This is a genomic window from Bradyrhizobium betae (assembly GCF_008932115.1).
Lineage (GTDB): Bacteria > Pseudomonadota > Alphaproteobacteria > Rhizobiales > Xanthobacteraceae > Bradyrhizobium > Bradyrhizobium betae.
Genome location: NZ_CP044543.1, coordinates 6,796,531 through 6,810,901, shown reverse-complemented (window position 1 = coordinate 6,810,901; position 14,371 = coordinate 6,796,531). Strand labels below are relative to the sequence as shown.

General features: G+C 58.1%; 9 protein-coding genes. 6 read left to right on the top strand and 3 right to left on the bottom strand.

All coding sequences use genetic code 11. The annotated features are described in order from the left end of the window. Nucleotides 1-107: 107 nt before the first annotated feature. Complete coding sequence (locus F8237_RS32740; RefSeq protein ID WP_151650199.1) at nt 108-1,235, bottom strand: phosphatase PAP2 family protein; 1,128 nt, start codon at nt 1,233-1,235, stop codon at nt 108-110. Between the two features lie 211 nt (nt 1,236-1,446). Here F8237_RS32740 and F8237_RS32735 point away from each other — a divergent pair, with 211 nt between their 5' ends. From F8237_RS32735 to F8237_RS32710, 6 genes are all read left to right on the top strand, one after another. Continuing rightward, entirely contained in the window at nt 1,447-3,120 is a 1,674-nt protein-coding gene (locus F8237_RS32735) for an AfsR/SARP family transcriptional regulator (protein WP_151650198.1), read from the top strand. A gap of 614 nt (nt 3,121-3,734) precedes the next feature. Next, on the top strand, nt 3,735-3,902 hold the full coding sequence (locus F8237_RS36165; RefSeq protein ID WP_162006313.1) for a hypothetical protein: 168 nt from the start codon (nt 3,735-3,737) through the stop codon (nt 3,900-3,902). Between the two features lie 193 nt (nt 3,903-4,095). Beyond that, nucleotides 4,096-4,737, top strand: a complete 642-nt coding sequence (locus F8237_RS32725) for a hypothetical protein (protein WP_151650196.1) — start codon at nt 4,096-4,098, stop codon at nt 4,735-4,737. A 30-nt stretch (nt 4,738-4,767) separates the two neighbouring features. Then, entirely contained in the window at nt 4,768-5,979 is a 1,212-nt protein-coding gene (locus F8237_RS32720; protein ID WP_151650195.1) for a hypothetical protein, read from the top strand. A 4-nt stretch (nt 5,980-5,983) separates the two neighbouring features. Further along, on the top strand, nt 5,984-6,328 hold the full coding sequence (locus tag F8237_RS32715; RefSeq protein ID WP_201280165.1) for an STAS-like domain-containing protein: 345 nt from the start codon (nt 5,984-5,986) through the stop codon (nt 6,326-6,328). A 1,254-nt stretch (nt 6,329-7,582) separates the two neighbouring features. Continuing rightward, the gene (locus F8237_RS32710; RefSeq protein ID WP_151650194.1) at nt 7,583-8,044 is read left to right on the top strand and encodes a hypothetical protein; all 462 of its coding nucleotides are present in this window, start codon (nt 7,583-7,585) and stop codon (nt 8,042-8,044) included. An 81-nt stretch (nt 8,045-8,125) separates the two neighbouring features. Here F8237_RS32710 and F8237_RS32705 read toward each other — a convergent pair whose 3' ends face one another. Beyond that, nucleotides 8,126-11,461, bottom strand: coding sequence for a DUF499 domain-containing protein (locus F8237_RS32705; RefSeq protein ID WP_151650193.1), 3,336 nt, complete (start codon nt 11,459-11,461; stop codon nt 8,126-8,128). A 10-nt stretch (nt 11,462-11,471) separates the two neighbouring features. Next, complete coding sequence (locus tag F8237_RS32700; RefSeq protein WP_151650192.1) at nt 11,472-14,360, bottom strand: DUF1156 domain-containing protein; 2,889 nt, start codon at nt 14,358-14,360, stop codon at nt 11,472-11,474. Between the last annotated feature and the right edge of the window lie 11 nt (nt 14,361-14,371).

Sequence of the window (14,371 nt, the reverse complement as noted above, 5' to 3'; positions counted from 1 at the left end):
GTCCTGGCTCTTGCTGACAGGCCGGTTTCGAAACTCCCAATCGAGGTAGGGACTGGCACGCTCAGCACGATCTCTCCGCCAATCACTCATGCGCCTGTCCTTTCGTGTCAGCCTACGATCAGGCGGCACTCGGCGAGCGCCTGTGTCCAGAGATGCTGCAGCATGGGCGAGCATGGAACAGCGCACGCTCTGTTTGCGGCTTGGATGATAAGATCGCTCCCGCCCGGCTCGACCGCGTTGTTGGCTTCGGCCGACCGCCGGTAGGACATGGTCAGCACATCCTCGTAGCGGAAATCGTCGTCGAATCCCCGTCCGTCGAATTTGCGCATCGTGACCTGGGCGCTCCCAGTGCAGCGCGCGATAAAGAACTCTGCCAGAACCCAGCCCAGCACCATGCCGGCCACGCTATCGACCGGGAAGTGCAGGCCGGCGACCGTGCGGTTAATGGCGATGCGCTCGGCGTGACGCATGAACTGCACGAACAGCGGATCGCCCGTATCAACGTCGTCCTTGCCCGTCTTCGCCTTGCGAATGAGCGCATTGATGACGAAGGCCGTGGCAAAGGATTCCGTAGCATGGCCGCTCGGAAGGGAGCCGTGGCCCGGAGTTTGAATCATCGGCTGGATCTGCGGTGAATATTCGATGGGGCGCCGGCAGGTCAGCGAATGCTTGATCCGCATTTCAATGGTCGTCGTCACCTGCAGGACCAGCGCCAGCAGCTCCGCGGTGCGAGGGCTGCGACTGGGATTCAAGTAACCGACCGAACCCAGGAAGCTGGTGATGTCGTGCAGCTCGGCCAAGATCTCGCTGCTCCGCTCCACCCGCAACGCAGCGTAGTTGAACACCCAGGCTGCCTGCTTGGCGAAGTCCGCGGCGTCGGGACGGATCATGTGCACGATCGGCGTGAACGTCTCGTCGCTGCGGCCGCGGTACTGGAGCGAGATCGACGCCTCGCCTTCGTCATAGACGAGGCCCGACAGCAATTCTCCCACAAAGATGCGCTGGCGCACATCGCGGGACCAGCGATCAAGCGCCTCTGGCCCGGCTGCATACTGCGCGGGGATGTGCGTCGGCGGGTTCCAGTAACCGACGACGCCTTCCCGGCTCGTGATTAACGCGCGTGCGCGCGATGGAGCCGGCGCCCGACGGCCCTCGCCGCTTTCGCCGCTCTCACCACTTTCGCCACTTTCGCCGCTCTCGCCACTTTCTCCACTCTCACCGCTCAGCCATGCCATCTGACGCCTCCCCGCTTGGCCCGGCGAACCTGCTCCGCTCGGTTACCCGGAATGGTCGGTTTGAAGGCTCGTGCGGTCAAGCAGCCCTCCGTCGAAATGACGGCGTTTCACGGATAATTCACGTTGACAGCGATGGTATTGGGGACTTCACTACTCAATCAGTGGTTTTAAGATTTTTGACCTAGTTATTTTATGATTGTGGGCGGTGGATGTGAGCTCAGATCCAAAACTGCTGATCAAGCTCCTTGGGCCATTTCGCATGCAAAAGGCCTCGGGAGAAGATTGCACGCCGAAAGGACGTAAAGCTTGCGCTCTCGTTGCGATGCTGACGCTGGCACCCGAGCACAAGCGATCCCGAGTCTGGCTTCAGGATAAACTGTGGGGGAGCCGCGGCAAAGAACAGGGGGCGGCGAGCCTGCGCCAAAGCCTGACCGAGATCCGCAGGGCACTCGGCGATGCGCAAGCCATGCTGTTGGCCGACAGCTTCGTAATCTCGCTCGATCCGAAATCGTTCAAGACGGATGTTGCGGGGGATATGGCGAGCTCCGGCTTTCCAAGCCGTGCCGGCCCGACATCGCAGCCGACGGGGGAGCTGCTCGAAGGCTTCGACATCGCGGAGGAGGAGTTCGAGGATTGGTTGCGGGAGGAGCGCGGGCGATTCCGTGGCCGTGTCGCGGCATCGCCCACACCTGTCCGCGCGGCCGAGATCGGGCCGGCGGCGGACCAGCCCGCGCGGAACCGGATCATATTGACCCGCGGATGTCAGACCGGGCCGGCGGATATAGCGATCATGGCCGACAGCCTGGTCGATTCCATTGCCAAGACGATTACTGAGCTCGGTGTCGCGGCGATTCAAGACCAGCGCGAGGCCGGCGCGGCGTCCATGCCGCCGACGAACGATGGTGGATCGTCCAGTGAGCTGTCGCTGCGCTCAGACGTGTTTGGATCCGATGCGACCAAGATCGTCCGGGTCGCACTGTTGCAGCACCCGAAAAATACGCTGGCATGGTCGTCAACTCTGCAGATGAACGGCGGGCTCGACCTGAACGATGCCAATACGATGAGAATGATCAACCTCATCGTCAACTTTGCCGTCGACAAATTCGCCCAGGTCGAGGATTGCGGCCCGAATTCAGCGCCCCATCTCTGCTATGCCGGCATCCTGCACCTTTTTCGACTGGGCAGGATCAACTTCGAGACCGCCGACAGAATGTTCGCTGCCGCCTTCGAGACCGAGCCGCGCGGCATTTATCTCGCTTGGCGAGCCTATCTGCGTACCTTTATGCTAGCCGAGCGCCAGTTCAGCTGCCGCCAGACCCTTGAGGCCGAGGCTTTCGATTTCATGTACAGGGCGCTCGAGTTGGAGCCCTACAATTCCTACGTTGCCAGCCTGAGCGCACACGTCCAAAGCATGATGCGGCGCGCGTATGTCGCAGCCTACGAGTTGGCCGAACGAGCTATCCAACTGAACCATGCTAACCCGATCGCCTGGGCCTGCTTGGGAATCGCAAAAAGCTATCTCGGAAAGCCTGAGGACGGCTTTCAACACACACTGCTTGCGCGGACCATCGCGGGTGCGGCGCCCTTCCGCTACCAGATCGATGCTTTGAGCTGCATTGCCGGTACGATGTCGGGTGAGCTGGACCAAGCAATCCATCTTGCAGAAGCGAGCCATGCACTCGCCCCAACCTTTGCTCCCCCTCTCCGATACTTGTCTGCGCTTTACGCGCACAAGGGAGATCATGAACGGTCCTTCGAAATGGTCCGCAAGCTGCAAGCAACCGAGCCGGACTTCTCATATGACAAGCTGCGCGACAAGGCTTACCCCGCGGCTGGCCTCCATCGAACGTCTATCATCAATTCGCTGCCGGCCCACCAACTTTAGCGCGAGAGCTCTCCTCTGAATCGGTGATATCTTTTCGCTCTTCTGAAGTTTGAATAACAAGCGATTGGCTCGGATGCCGGCCTAAATAGGACGCCATCGCGAGCGTAGTCGGTCGCCATTGCTGGATTGGATGGCGCCCTACTCCACCACTCGTACAGGACACACACGCGAGTTTCGGCTTGGCGATTTGTAGTTTATCACCGTAGCTAACCACGCGATCCTCAAGCGCGCCATCCAAAATTGTCGAGAGCTCAATATGTTCGGCGCTCCGGTTTGGAGGAGTGGATATCCTCTTCTGCAAGGTGAGGATGCGCCACGGTTTCCCTCTTGAACCAGCTTCCACGGATGCTCGTCGAGTACGTCCCGAGGTAGACGCCTGGCGCGTGCTCCTGCTGAAGAAAGAGCCCTGCCCCATCCTCCGGCGCCGGGGAGCCATCACCCGGCGGCGGTTTGCACCAACAAGGCCAAGCCCAACTCGCGCAGCGGCCGCACCGGGACGATTGGCGCCTGAAAGGCGAAGCGGCATCCAATTACCTGTGAGGGCCTCGGTCGTACAAGCAGCGCACCTGGACGAAGGCTACTTTCAACGCGCGCACCTTCGCCTTACCACCGGCATGCGCACGCTGCGCAAGACCCATAATCTGCCCATGGTGCAGGAGCTGCTCGGCCATACCGACATCAAAACCACCGCGATGTTCTACACGGCCGCGACGGTCGACGACGTGCGCCAGGCCATGGAGGAGACGTGGGCGCACGAGAGGCAGCGCGGCAGCCAAAGCTGATCGACGGCAAGGGCGAGTGAGCAGGCCCCGCTCAAGAGCGTGCGGGGTTCAGACCGGATCTCGACCGCCGCGATAATGACTGAGCACAGGACTTGATTGCGCGCGGGCTGGACAGAAACTGGGGGCATTGTTAGAGACACAACATTTGATTGAGTCATTGCCCGCTGGTTGTGCCCATTTCCAAGGAAGCATCATGAACGTTGGGACTTCACCGGAAGCGTCGAAGACATCGGCGTGGTCAAAAGTTCGGGCGGTTGCCAGCATTAAGCTCGCGATAGCTATTTTGACCGCGGTCATATTTGGCTATTTAGCCCTGATCGCGCTGCCCGTGGCGCTTACTTCCATGGCATCTGGGCGCGGCATTACGCTCTCGGGCCTGGAGATCGGACCAGAGAAGGTCTGTGATCACGTGGGAGAAATTATTACCGCAGCTGCGAACAATAACGAGCTGGCGGTATTCGACTCCTCCATAGGGCGTCTACTTCTGCAGATGAATTCGGCTTTGAACCAAGTTTCGAGCCAATCGGAGTTGGCTGCACGCACCAGTGCGGCTCAAAGCGATCAGCTATTGGCCCTAGTGAGAGAAGCGATTTCTACTCAAGCTAACATCAGCCAATCGCGCCAGCAGGCATTGGACAAGGTTACGGCAAAGTGCCTGCAGCGCGACGACCCGAAAGAGACATTCCGACTCCCAGTTATCTGTTTAGTCCTAGGGAGCATGGCAATGTTTCTTGTGTTCGCTTACTTTGTCATCGGAACTATTTGCGGCTCACGTTGGCCGTGGCAGCCGAGACCAATGACACCTCTCGGTGCATCTGGATCGTCTGCGGATTAGTGGGTGCAATGAGAACCGCGGACCAAGCTCGTGCCAAGGCTGCTGGCTTATGATCCGGCGGCTCCTTGCACTGCTATGAAGAAATTGAATTTCCGGCAGAAGCTTCGTCAGCAGCGGCGGGCTCGCCTTTCCGCAAACCGAAATCGGGTCTCACGTATTAAACAAGCGATCCGACGATCTCACAAGCTGCCCGCATTCGGAACAAGCGGGCGCTGGATCAACGTTTACAGGGATGGAAAGTTTTCGCTGACTAGGGTTCTGAATGAACCGAGGCCGGTGCCGGCAATTCTTTCGTTTGAAGAGAACTTCGAAGAGACCGCCAAGTTTCTGCAAGACTTAAGGATCGGATTGACTTCAAGCTTTTCCTCCAATCGACGCAGCCGCCGGCGCAATCTCAAGCGCGTACCAGTGTTCTCAAGATATTGGGATTTCACCCGCATCGACAGCATCTCCGTGCCTGTTGCGTTGATTGTTGCCTCGGAATACGACCGGCTTCGGAAATGCGGAGGCTGGAGACCTTACGCCATCGACTTCGAAAATTGGCGCCCCGATGTGCGGGCGATGCTGGACTCCATTGGCTTCCTTTCGCTGTGTGGCGTCCATCACAGCGACGGGACCATTCTCCAAGGTGTCGGGTGGAAGGTACTTCGATTCGAATCAGGCACCAAGGCTGATGGTGAACGAGTCGATGAACTCCTGAAATCGCTAGAAGTCGATACCGTCTTTGGAGATCCTCGCCTCTATGAAGCAATGATCGAAGCGTTGGCCAACACGCGGCACCATGCCTATCCCGAACGGCAACATTTCCCCGAACCGCATTTTCCAGGTTGGTGGATGACCGGGTTCGTGGACGATCGCTCAATGCTGATCACTGTCTACGATAAGGGGATCTCCATCCCTGCGGCCTTGGCCGATCCCGCGAACGCCTGGGAGCATCACGCGGGATGGGAACGACTGATGGGTCGCTTACTCGGTCGGATGCCCTCTCCTTCCGATATGACCGCCGACGGAGCGGCGATTGCTGCCGCCATGAAGGTGGGCCGATCTTCTACCGGCCTTGAATTTCGGGGGCGGGGCTTGAAGACGTTTGAGGATGCCCTAGATGCTTTTCCAAACGGCCGCTTAACCATCCGCAGCCGCGCCGGCGAATACCGGAAAGACAGGGGACGAAAAGGTCGCTATAATACGCGGCCGACCGCAATTGACGGAACCCTGATCATCTGGCGGGTTGCCAGGAATTGATGAAATGATGTCCGCACAATACCTGAGCATTGCCAAGGACTTCAGCCGCTTCCCCAGCGGCAGGTTCAGGTCCGATGGGCCGAATTCCGGCGAGGCGTTCCGGGAAGATCACCTCGCGCCCAAGTTGAAAAGTGGAGCGCAGCTGGTTGTCAATCTGGATGGCGTTGCCGGACTGCCGTCGTCGTTCCTAGAAGAAGCATTCGGCGGTCTCGTCCGTCATCATGATTTCAGCCCGTCACAACTGGAATCGCTTTTGCGTTTCGAGGCACTCACTCCGCGCATGCAGACGTACCCCAAAATGATTTGGGGTTACATCGCGAGAGCGACGCTTTCAGAAGTTGCTCGGTGACGAACCTAGTCGTAGGCGCGATAGTCGGCTTTCTTTCCGCTTTTTTGCTGAGGTCTTGGCAGTATCGTCGGGACTTGTGGCTTAAGCGTATTGAAGGACTCTGCACTGTTCTCGACGCCGCGGCCGAGGCGTCCACGAAATATTGGATTGGCCCCGACGCTCCAGCATCCGCAGCTCCGGCAGCTCGCATTCTCGGCCTCCAGGCGAGAATAGACGCTATGTTCGCGGATTTGGAGCTAAATAACGAGCCTCAGCTCATTCAGACCTTAAACGACTTTCGCGATAGTTCGACGGGCGGCAACTTCGAGAGCGTCCCATTTGAGTCGGACCACGATCGTGCACGCCTCGTTCAAATTTACGCCAGCGAACTTATCTCGGCTATTTGGGAGGCAGCGAATCATCAACTTTCGTTTTCCCATTGGTGCATGCGTCGAAGCAATGACATACGCGATGCCAGGTTGTTCGTTTCTAAGAATACGAGTTCGTTCTTAGACTGAGCGAATAATGGCTCGTCAGGGATTCGACTTGCTCAAGTTGAGCCTAGACACCAAGAACTCCCAAATCAGCTTCCAGGCGGACGACCCCGCGTCCACGTCCCGCTTCTACGAATTCCCGGCGACGATAGCGGCGTGAGCATCCAGTGGAGGGGCGGTCGATTTCCACCGATATCGGGGACGTCCTTGCAGTTGTTCGCGGTTGTAACCGCGGCCGGCATTCACTCTGGTCCCACGATCGAACGTCCAGTCTTCATATTCGCAAGGGCGAGCAGCGGTCGGTCTTCAAGATACCGCATGATCGCAGCATGAGCATCTGTCGGGGTGGCGCGATCGCTAATATGGATCGTGTCGTTGTTCTTGGAGAGCTTAGCGCGCCGCTCACGTAACCAGCGCCTGCAGCTAGTCGCCTTATCGCGCATGCGCCAACGGCTAGCGTCGAACCACAATCCAAGAAAGCGTAGCTTCCGACCGTAGCTTCGATCGGAAATATCGTCATCTCGGCCACGAAGCATAGAAATACCAACCGCATAGCGAAGTTGGTATGGAGGAGCGGTGATCCGTCGGCTTACATCAGCATCTGCCCGACGGCTCGTCGCGCACCGACATGTTGCCTCCGTGAGCGAAAAATCCGGGATCCTTGAGTTGTCAACTTAAATGCCGCAAGCAAGAATACGGCAGTTGGACACCCAGATTATTCCAGCGATTGGTCCGACTAGCTCGGATGTCCTCCACTCCTCCTCCTGCGGATTACCCCGAGATGAAGCAGCTCGAATATGTGCCTCAGCGGCCAGGTTGTAAGGATTGCGAGATCGCAAGCTTGGCAACCGTTACCGGCACATCTTACGAGGAAGTCGCCGCCGTTTTGGGCATAACAATTGATCCCACGACCAACCTGCCGGATCTTTCAGAATACCCCGCAGGCATCGACCTCCTCGATGTGGTTTATCCCCTCTTTCGATTGGGGTGGTCAGCAGCTGTTATTGTGACTGAAGAAGGCTTTCGCAAAGCTGAGATCGGCAGGTTTGGTCCATCAAACGATCAACTCAAGGCCGATCTCTCAGGGAGGCTGGCTACCATAGGCTATGTCGACAGCGACCCAGTCGTCGGAAATCATTCCCTAGCTTGGGATGGAAGCATTGCTATCGACTGCTCCACTGGCGAACGCCTGTCACTCGACAATATCGAGATCCATAGCGCCGTCATATTGACGAGGCTCTGATCGTCTGTCTGGATGGCGAGCGGTGATAGAGCGGAGTCGCTCTTGGTGAACCCAGTGCGCCCTACTGGAGGCACCGACTGTTCACAAGTGTGAAACTGCAGACCAAACGGAAGTTGTTTGCTTACTCCCCTCGAAACCAAAATCCGTAATCCGCAGGCTCGCGGCGTTGTCACGCACGACGCTCTCAACATCCTCGGGGAAGCCGTCGGCGGCCTCGGCGTCAATATCGAGCGTCAGCGTCATACGGATACCGCGGACCCGATCCAGCTCGCTTAGAATGGATTGGGCGATATTGCTAACCTGAGGCGTGGGACGATTGGGATCGAGGACGATCTTGGCGTAGAAGCGCCGGGGGCGAGCGGCGCGAGTACCGCCAGTGGGCAGTGGCTGAGAAACGGAGGGCTGGCCTGAACCGGTCGCGTTAGTATTGCCGTTAGCAAGCCGAGCCGTCTGCGGCGCCTGCTTGGCCAGCTGGGCGTCCGCAACCTCTCTGCGGATCAGTACGACATCCGAATTCAGATCGATGCTAACCAACTGCGCGAGTTTTAGGCCAACATACTCCCCCTTCGCCTCGTCGAACCTATCAGCGAGACCGTATTTGGCGTCCGAACGCGCCAACGCCTCGCTGATAGCTTTGGCCAGCACGGGCGGTTCTCGCAGCTTTGAGAGATAAGGAAACTGAGCAAACCAGTCGCGCAATTGGCGGACCGCGACGTGCTGCTGGTTGGGCTGCCACACTTTGCTCAGGTCATTGTCCAATACGCCGAGGCGCGCGACTATGAGCCCGTCATCTTCACACTTCTTCCACGCGAGCTGGGCCAGCGGCGCCGGGTCACTGCCTCGATTGGTCAGTGCAACGGGCTCAAGATCAAAACCACGGGCGACGTAAGCACTCCCTGGCTGAGGCTCCTGCGGCAGCAACAAGTGCTTCCAACCGCGACGGACCGCGTTGAGCGCCGCGGCCTCTTGCTCGGCGAGCTTCTTTTTCGCGTCATCCTCCTGGGCAGGCGGCAGCTGCAGAATGCCGCGCGCATCGCGCACAATAGAACCCCAAGCGAGCTTCTTGCGAACCACGTTCTGAATATCTTCAAGGGCCGACTGATCTGCGGCCAAGAACGCTAGCCGGTTTCGATTGCGACGCTGGCCAGGACCTTTGTGCTCAACAATGTCGGCCGCGAGGGTCATTGCTGGAGTATCTTGGTCGCGCCCCCGGTGCCATGCGGACGGAGGAAGCAGCACCAGCGCGGCCTCGTAGGCGTCGTCTATGCTCAAGGGATCGTCGGGAGCACCGTGAACACGCAAGAAGCCGGTTCCCTTGTGCCGCTCCTCTAACCGGATCAGCGAAACCAATTCTGCCTCGACATCGGAGCCAGATAGTCCTTTGGCACGGTCTTCGGCCTCCTGATTGAGAGAGGCAATCGGGGAGAACCAATAGTTCTCTCCCGCACTATAAAGGTAGGCTGCGTTCTCGCCGAGTCGACGAAGGGCTTCTGAAAACTGAGACGGCTGTTCGCCAGGAATAGCGCAGGCTAGCCGAAGACGCGCAACCTCCATTCCTTTGTTCGTCGATCCATGGGGCGCGGTGCCCATAAACAGTCCTGTTGCCGCCCGGGTCACGGCCTTGTTCTTACCGATGGATGGGGATCGCGCCTCGATCTGCGCTGGCTTCGAGAGATCACCAGCAACTTCCTTGGAGATCACTGCATCGTATCCCGTAGGAAGCGGTACCAGCGCATTGGCGCGCACCTTGTCGTCGGTCAGCGGTACGTCGCCCGGCAGGATCATAGGCGCTGCATGGCCGTCCCGCCAGAGCCGGTAGACGATCTGCGCCATCATTTTGAGAACGCCGCGGGTCCTCTGAAACCTTTCAAGCGCACCCCAATCAGTCTGCAACATCGTGAACAGTTCGGGGTGCACTGGGTATGCTGCGGTTAGCTGCGCCTCGTAAGCACGTTCGCGCGCGCCACTTGGGAACTCACCCGCATTGTTCTTGTAGTAGCTCGTGAAAGCTTTGACGGCTTGCTCGCGAGCCTTCTCACCCTCAGGGTCCAGTTCCTGAAACAGGCGGCGGCGGATGATCTCAAATGTTTCGGTGCCTTGGGCTGGGGCCCACGCCGACTGCACACGACCGAAGACCTTTTCGAGAGCTAACAGGGCCTCGCGACCTCGCTGATTGCCCACCTCGGCGCCGCTCTCTGGCAGCGAGCCAACCACCAACACACCTGGCACCGCATTTGCGGCTTCAGTGAGTGACTGCAAGAATGAAACAAAGCCGTCGTAGGGAATACCTTCGAGGTTTCGTGCATAGGCTACTACTTCGTCCAGGAGGATGAGGCACGGTGCGGCTTGCTTCAAGATGGCAATCATTGCCTCGGAGCCGGGATTGGTTCGCGCCTCATCTGATGACTTGATTGTCTCGTACGCTTTCCAGCCACCGAGCTTTACAGCGATCAGTCCCCAAAGGCTTTTGACAGTGCGCGCGCCGTCCACGATGAATGGCTGATTGGCGCCGGCAGCCGTGCCGACAAACACAACTGGCTTCGAGCGGATCGGCAACGTCGTTACGGCCGCATCCTTGAAGATGTCAGCGAGACCCGGCAGCGTCTCGGGGCTCTTGGCGCTCGCCAGGTGGTAGAGCGCCAGCATAGTGTGCGTCTTGCCTCCACCAAACGAGGTCTGCAGCCCAATGACGGGATCGCCGCCCTTGCCAGCCAAGCGCTCGATTGCGCTCTGAAGTACCTTGCGCAATCCCCCAGTGATATAAGTGATGCGGTAAAACTCCCGAGGGTCTCGATAGGTCTCAGCCCCTTCGCCACGACTCACCGTCGATAGGTCAGCAGCAAATTCAGCCTCCTGGAACCGCGCAGCCATCACATCGGCATGAGGCGGCGCTACATCGCGCCAGGGCTTCCATGTGTATTTGCTGTCGTCGAGATCGAGCGTTTGCTGTTGCGGGACGGCGACCGTCTTGGCTGCGACCTCAGTCGTGACACCCATTGCCTCGGCCATCGCCTTGGTCTGGTCGTCGAGCAATGCCTTGATGCCAGCGGCAGACTTGGGCTCGATAGCTTCGACCACAGCCTGGATTGAGCGGAGGTACGAGATCGCGTCGGTATCTTCGATCGTGCCGCTAGCGTGCGCCATGTCGTTGCGCGCGGCGAGAGCAAGCGAGACGTGATTGCGCACAATCGGTTTGAGCCCATCACGGAATGCGTGCTGCCAATTATCGACCATGGTTTTCAGTAGCGCGTAAGCATCGAGTGGCTTCGATGTGTCGGTGCCGGCGGCAACTGACAGGTTCTGCTGCCAGTTGCCGCGATACGCATCACGCATGCGCTTCTCGACATAGGGCTGGAGCACCTTGGTCAACAAAAGGAGCGCTTGATTAATGCGCTGATTCGAGACGAATCCGCTCATGAAACTCCCCCTAACGGGTAAACAGGTCGGTGCGGGTGTCGGCCAGTTCGGCTGCGCGCTTCTCGATCACAGCCCATTCCTGGTGCAGTTGATTGTAAACTCGGCCCTCAGAAGCCCACTGCTTCTGTTCGCAGATGTCATAAAGGCGACGTGCGAGCGCGTGAGCGGGGTCGGCGAGCGCGCCCAAACGATTGTAGAGGACGGCTGCAGCCTCGACGCCTCCGTCTTCGGCCGTAAGCCGTTTGACAAGATGCTGACAAGCTTCCCAGACGGTGGCGCGGGCGTCCAGAGCTGGGTCCCATGCATTGGGAAGTTCGTCGCGCCTTAAAAGTCGAGCCCCGCCACTGCGTGCGCTAAAGAAGCCGGCGGCATTCAACCCGTCGAGCGAGACGTTGACAGCGTTTGTCATGGTGATTGCGTCGCCAGACCGGCCATTTTCGAAACCCTTCGCCGCGAACCAATCCAGCGCGAACCGAGTCTCGTTGTCGTAGTCTGCATCCCCTGTAGAAGTTATTTCCTCGCGCACCTGATTGATAAGCCTCAGGGCATCACTGACGAGCATCGGCGTGCCATCAGTATTGAGAACTTGGGCGTAGCGAGTGAATATGCCAATCCCAGGCCCAATTGCAGCCTGTTGGAGGTCGGTCGGAGCGACACCGCCGCGGCGGATTTCTGCCAGGGCATCAGGCATCTCGCGACGAAGCGCGCGGATGTAATCGGCCCGAGTAGTAGTCGGCGCTGCAAGATGGCGAAGGCGGCAGACGAGAACGATAGATGACGCGAGGGAGTTCACGTTTTGCTTGAGCGCCGCTGTTAGCTCGGTTCGCAATGGCCATGTTGCGTCGATGGATAAGTTTGCGTCGACGACCGCTTGGAGAAAAGCCGACCAACCAGTGGGCGACTGCCTGTCAGCCTCCGCGTCGCTCTGCTTGTAAGCGTAAAACAGAGTTAACGGATAATCGTCGGCGACAGTTTTGCTTAGTCGGGTCAGCACCGATTTCATTCCAGCCATGAAGAACGCGGCCGCCGCCGCCTCTCCTCCATGTCGGTACTTTTCCGCAACAATCTCTTCTGTCTTTGGCGTAACTAGTCGCCGAAACAAGTCCGGCCAGATCGACTTTAGCGAACGGCGATGCCAAACATAGAAATAATCACTAAGATCAGCGTAGGAGATGTTATCGAGATATGGGGGATCGGTGGCTACGATCAGTTGATCAACAACGTTGGTACTGGCTGCATCCGCGACCTCTATGGTCGCTGGCGCTGCTGGGCATAGGAGCTCAAGGCAACCAGCTACTGCTTCACTGCAGGTAAGGATGTCTGCACTGGATTTCGCGAGCGGATTGCCCTCGGCAAAGTCAAAAGCCATCTCGATCCCTTTTTGGGCGATCGCCGATGCCATGGCGTTGTCTTTTGTGAGCCACTTGCAAAGGCTCGACCCATAAAGGTTCATCCTGGCCTGAACGATACTCATCATCGTAGCGATGGTGTCGGCGTAAGCAACAGGCCCGAGACCGCCCTCGGCGATTGGTCGCCGATCAGCTATTGTCGGATCACTCCAGCATGCAAGGCCGTCTTCAAGCACTCTCGTTCGGACCGACATCACCAGGTCTGAAAACGTAACGGCAGCAAGCAATTGTCGCGGGCTGAAGTAGTCAGAAAACCGGCGAAATCCGTACCGCCGCCCCTGAGCATTGCTGCCAAATGTTCCTCGACACTCTTGAAGGGGAATGTCCATTGCTTCCCCTGACGTCGCCAGAAATTCCACAGCGCGCTGCGCCGTTGCTTCATGCTGCAATGTAGGAGCTACATAACGCCGTCCATTCCTGCTCTCAATGACAGTGGCAACAAGGCGAGATCGCATTCGGCCTTCAGATGCCTCTTCGTCTATGTAGCGCCCATCAATCGGCACCCCAGTAAGGAGGCACGCGAATGTTGCGCTTCCCTTTTTAGTTCCGCTTCGTGCCAGTTTGATTTGTTCTGACGTAGGATGGTCATTGATTTCGACCGTCCATGTTTGAGTGAACCGATTGACTTGAGGGACAGCGACTACCTCGCGCCCCTCTTTAGACGAGAGTAGAAATGTTGATGCGAGTGGAACATAGGCTCCTCCTGCCTTCGGATCGGGGCTACGAACTGTGCGAGCCCACAGCCATGCGACGACGGTCGCTTCCTTGCCGTCCTCAAGAGTGACCTTAGGATAAAACTGCTCCAAGCGCTTCTCCGCCTCCTGGCGCATCCAGCGGGCATAAAAGCGGACGTCTTCCGCAAGACCTTGTGCACCCCTCCACTGGTGCAACTCATTGACTTCAGGGTTTATCGGTCTGCGGCCAGTAAATTTTTGGGGCAGTTCCACAAGCGCTTTGCCGATTAACACCGCGACTGGGTTCAGGTCAGAGCCAATGGCTTTAAGACCCAGCCGCTGTGCCTCAAGCGGCATTGAGGCACCGCCGGAAAATGGATCGAACACCGGCGGAGCGTGAGCTTGCAGATAGTCTATAATCGCCTGCGGTTTCATTTCGCCAAGAGGCGGCAATTTCTCACTGCGACCACGGGCAACCGACCGGGCAATCTCGTAGCGAGCTTCGCTGAGGATAGCCTCGTCGTTTGATACTTCCCACGGCAACATTCGCTCGATCAGTCGATGCAACCGGTCACGCTCGACATTCTGCGCCTCGATCGTCGGAAACTCCTCGATACACGACGCCGGATCGTCGACGATCTGTGAAAATAAGACTGCGCGACAGGCAGCCACTGGTCGCTGCGCCCAATATTTGTGAAACGAGGTCGGGTAACCCTTCGGAGCTTTCTGTTTACGTCGACGAGCCTCAGCGTTGATTGCCTCTAGCGGGATCGAAACTTCGATCAGCTTTTTTCGGTCTTTTGCGGCTAGTGCCATTTAGTCCTTTC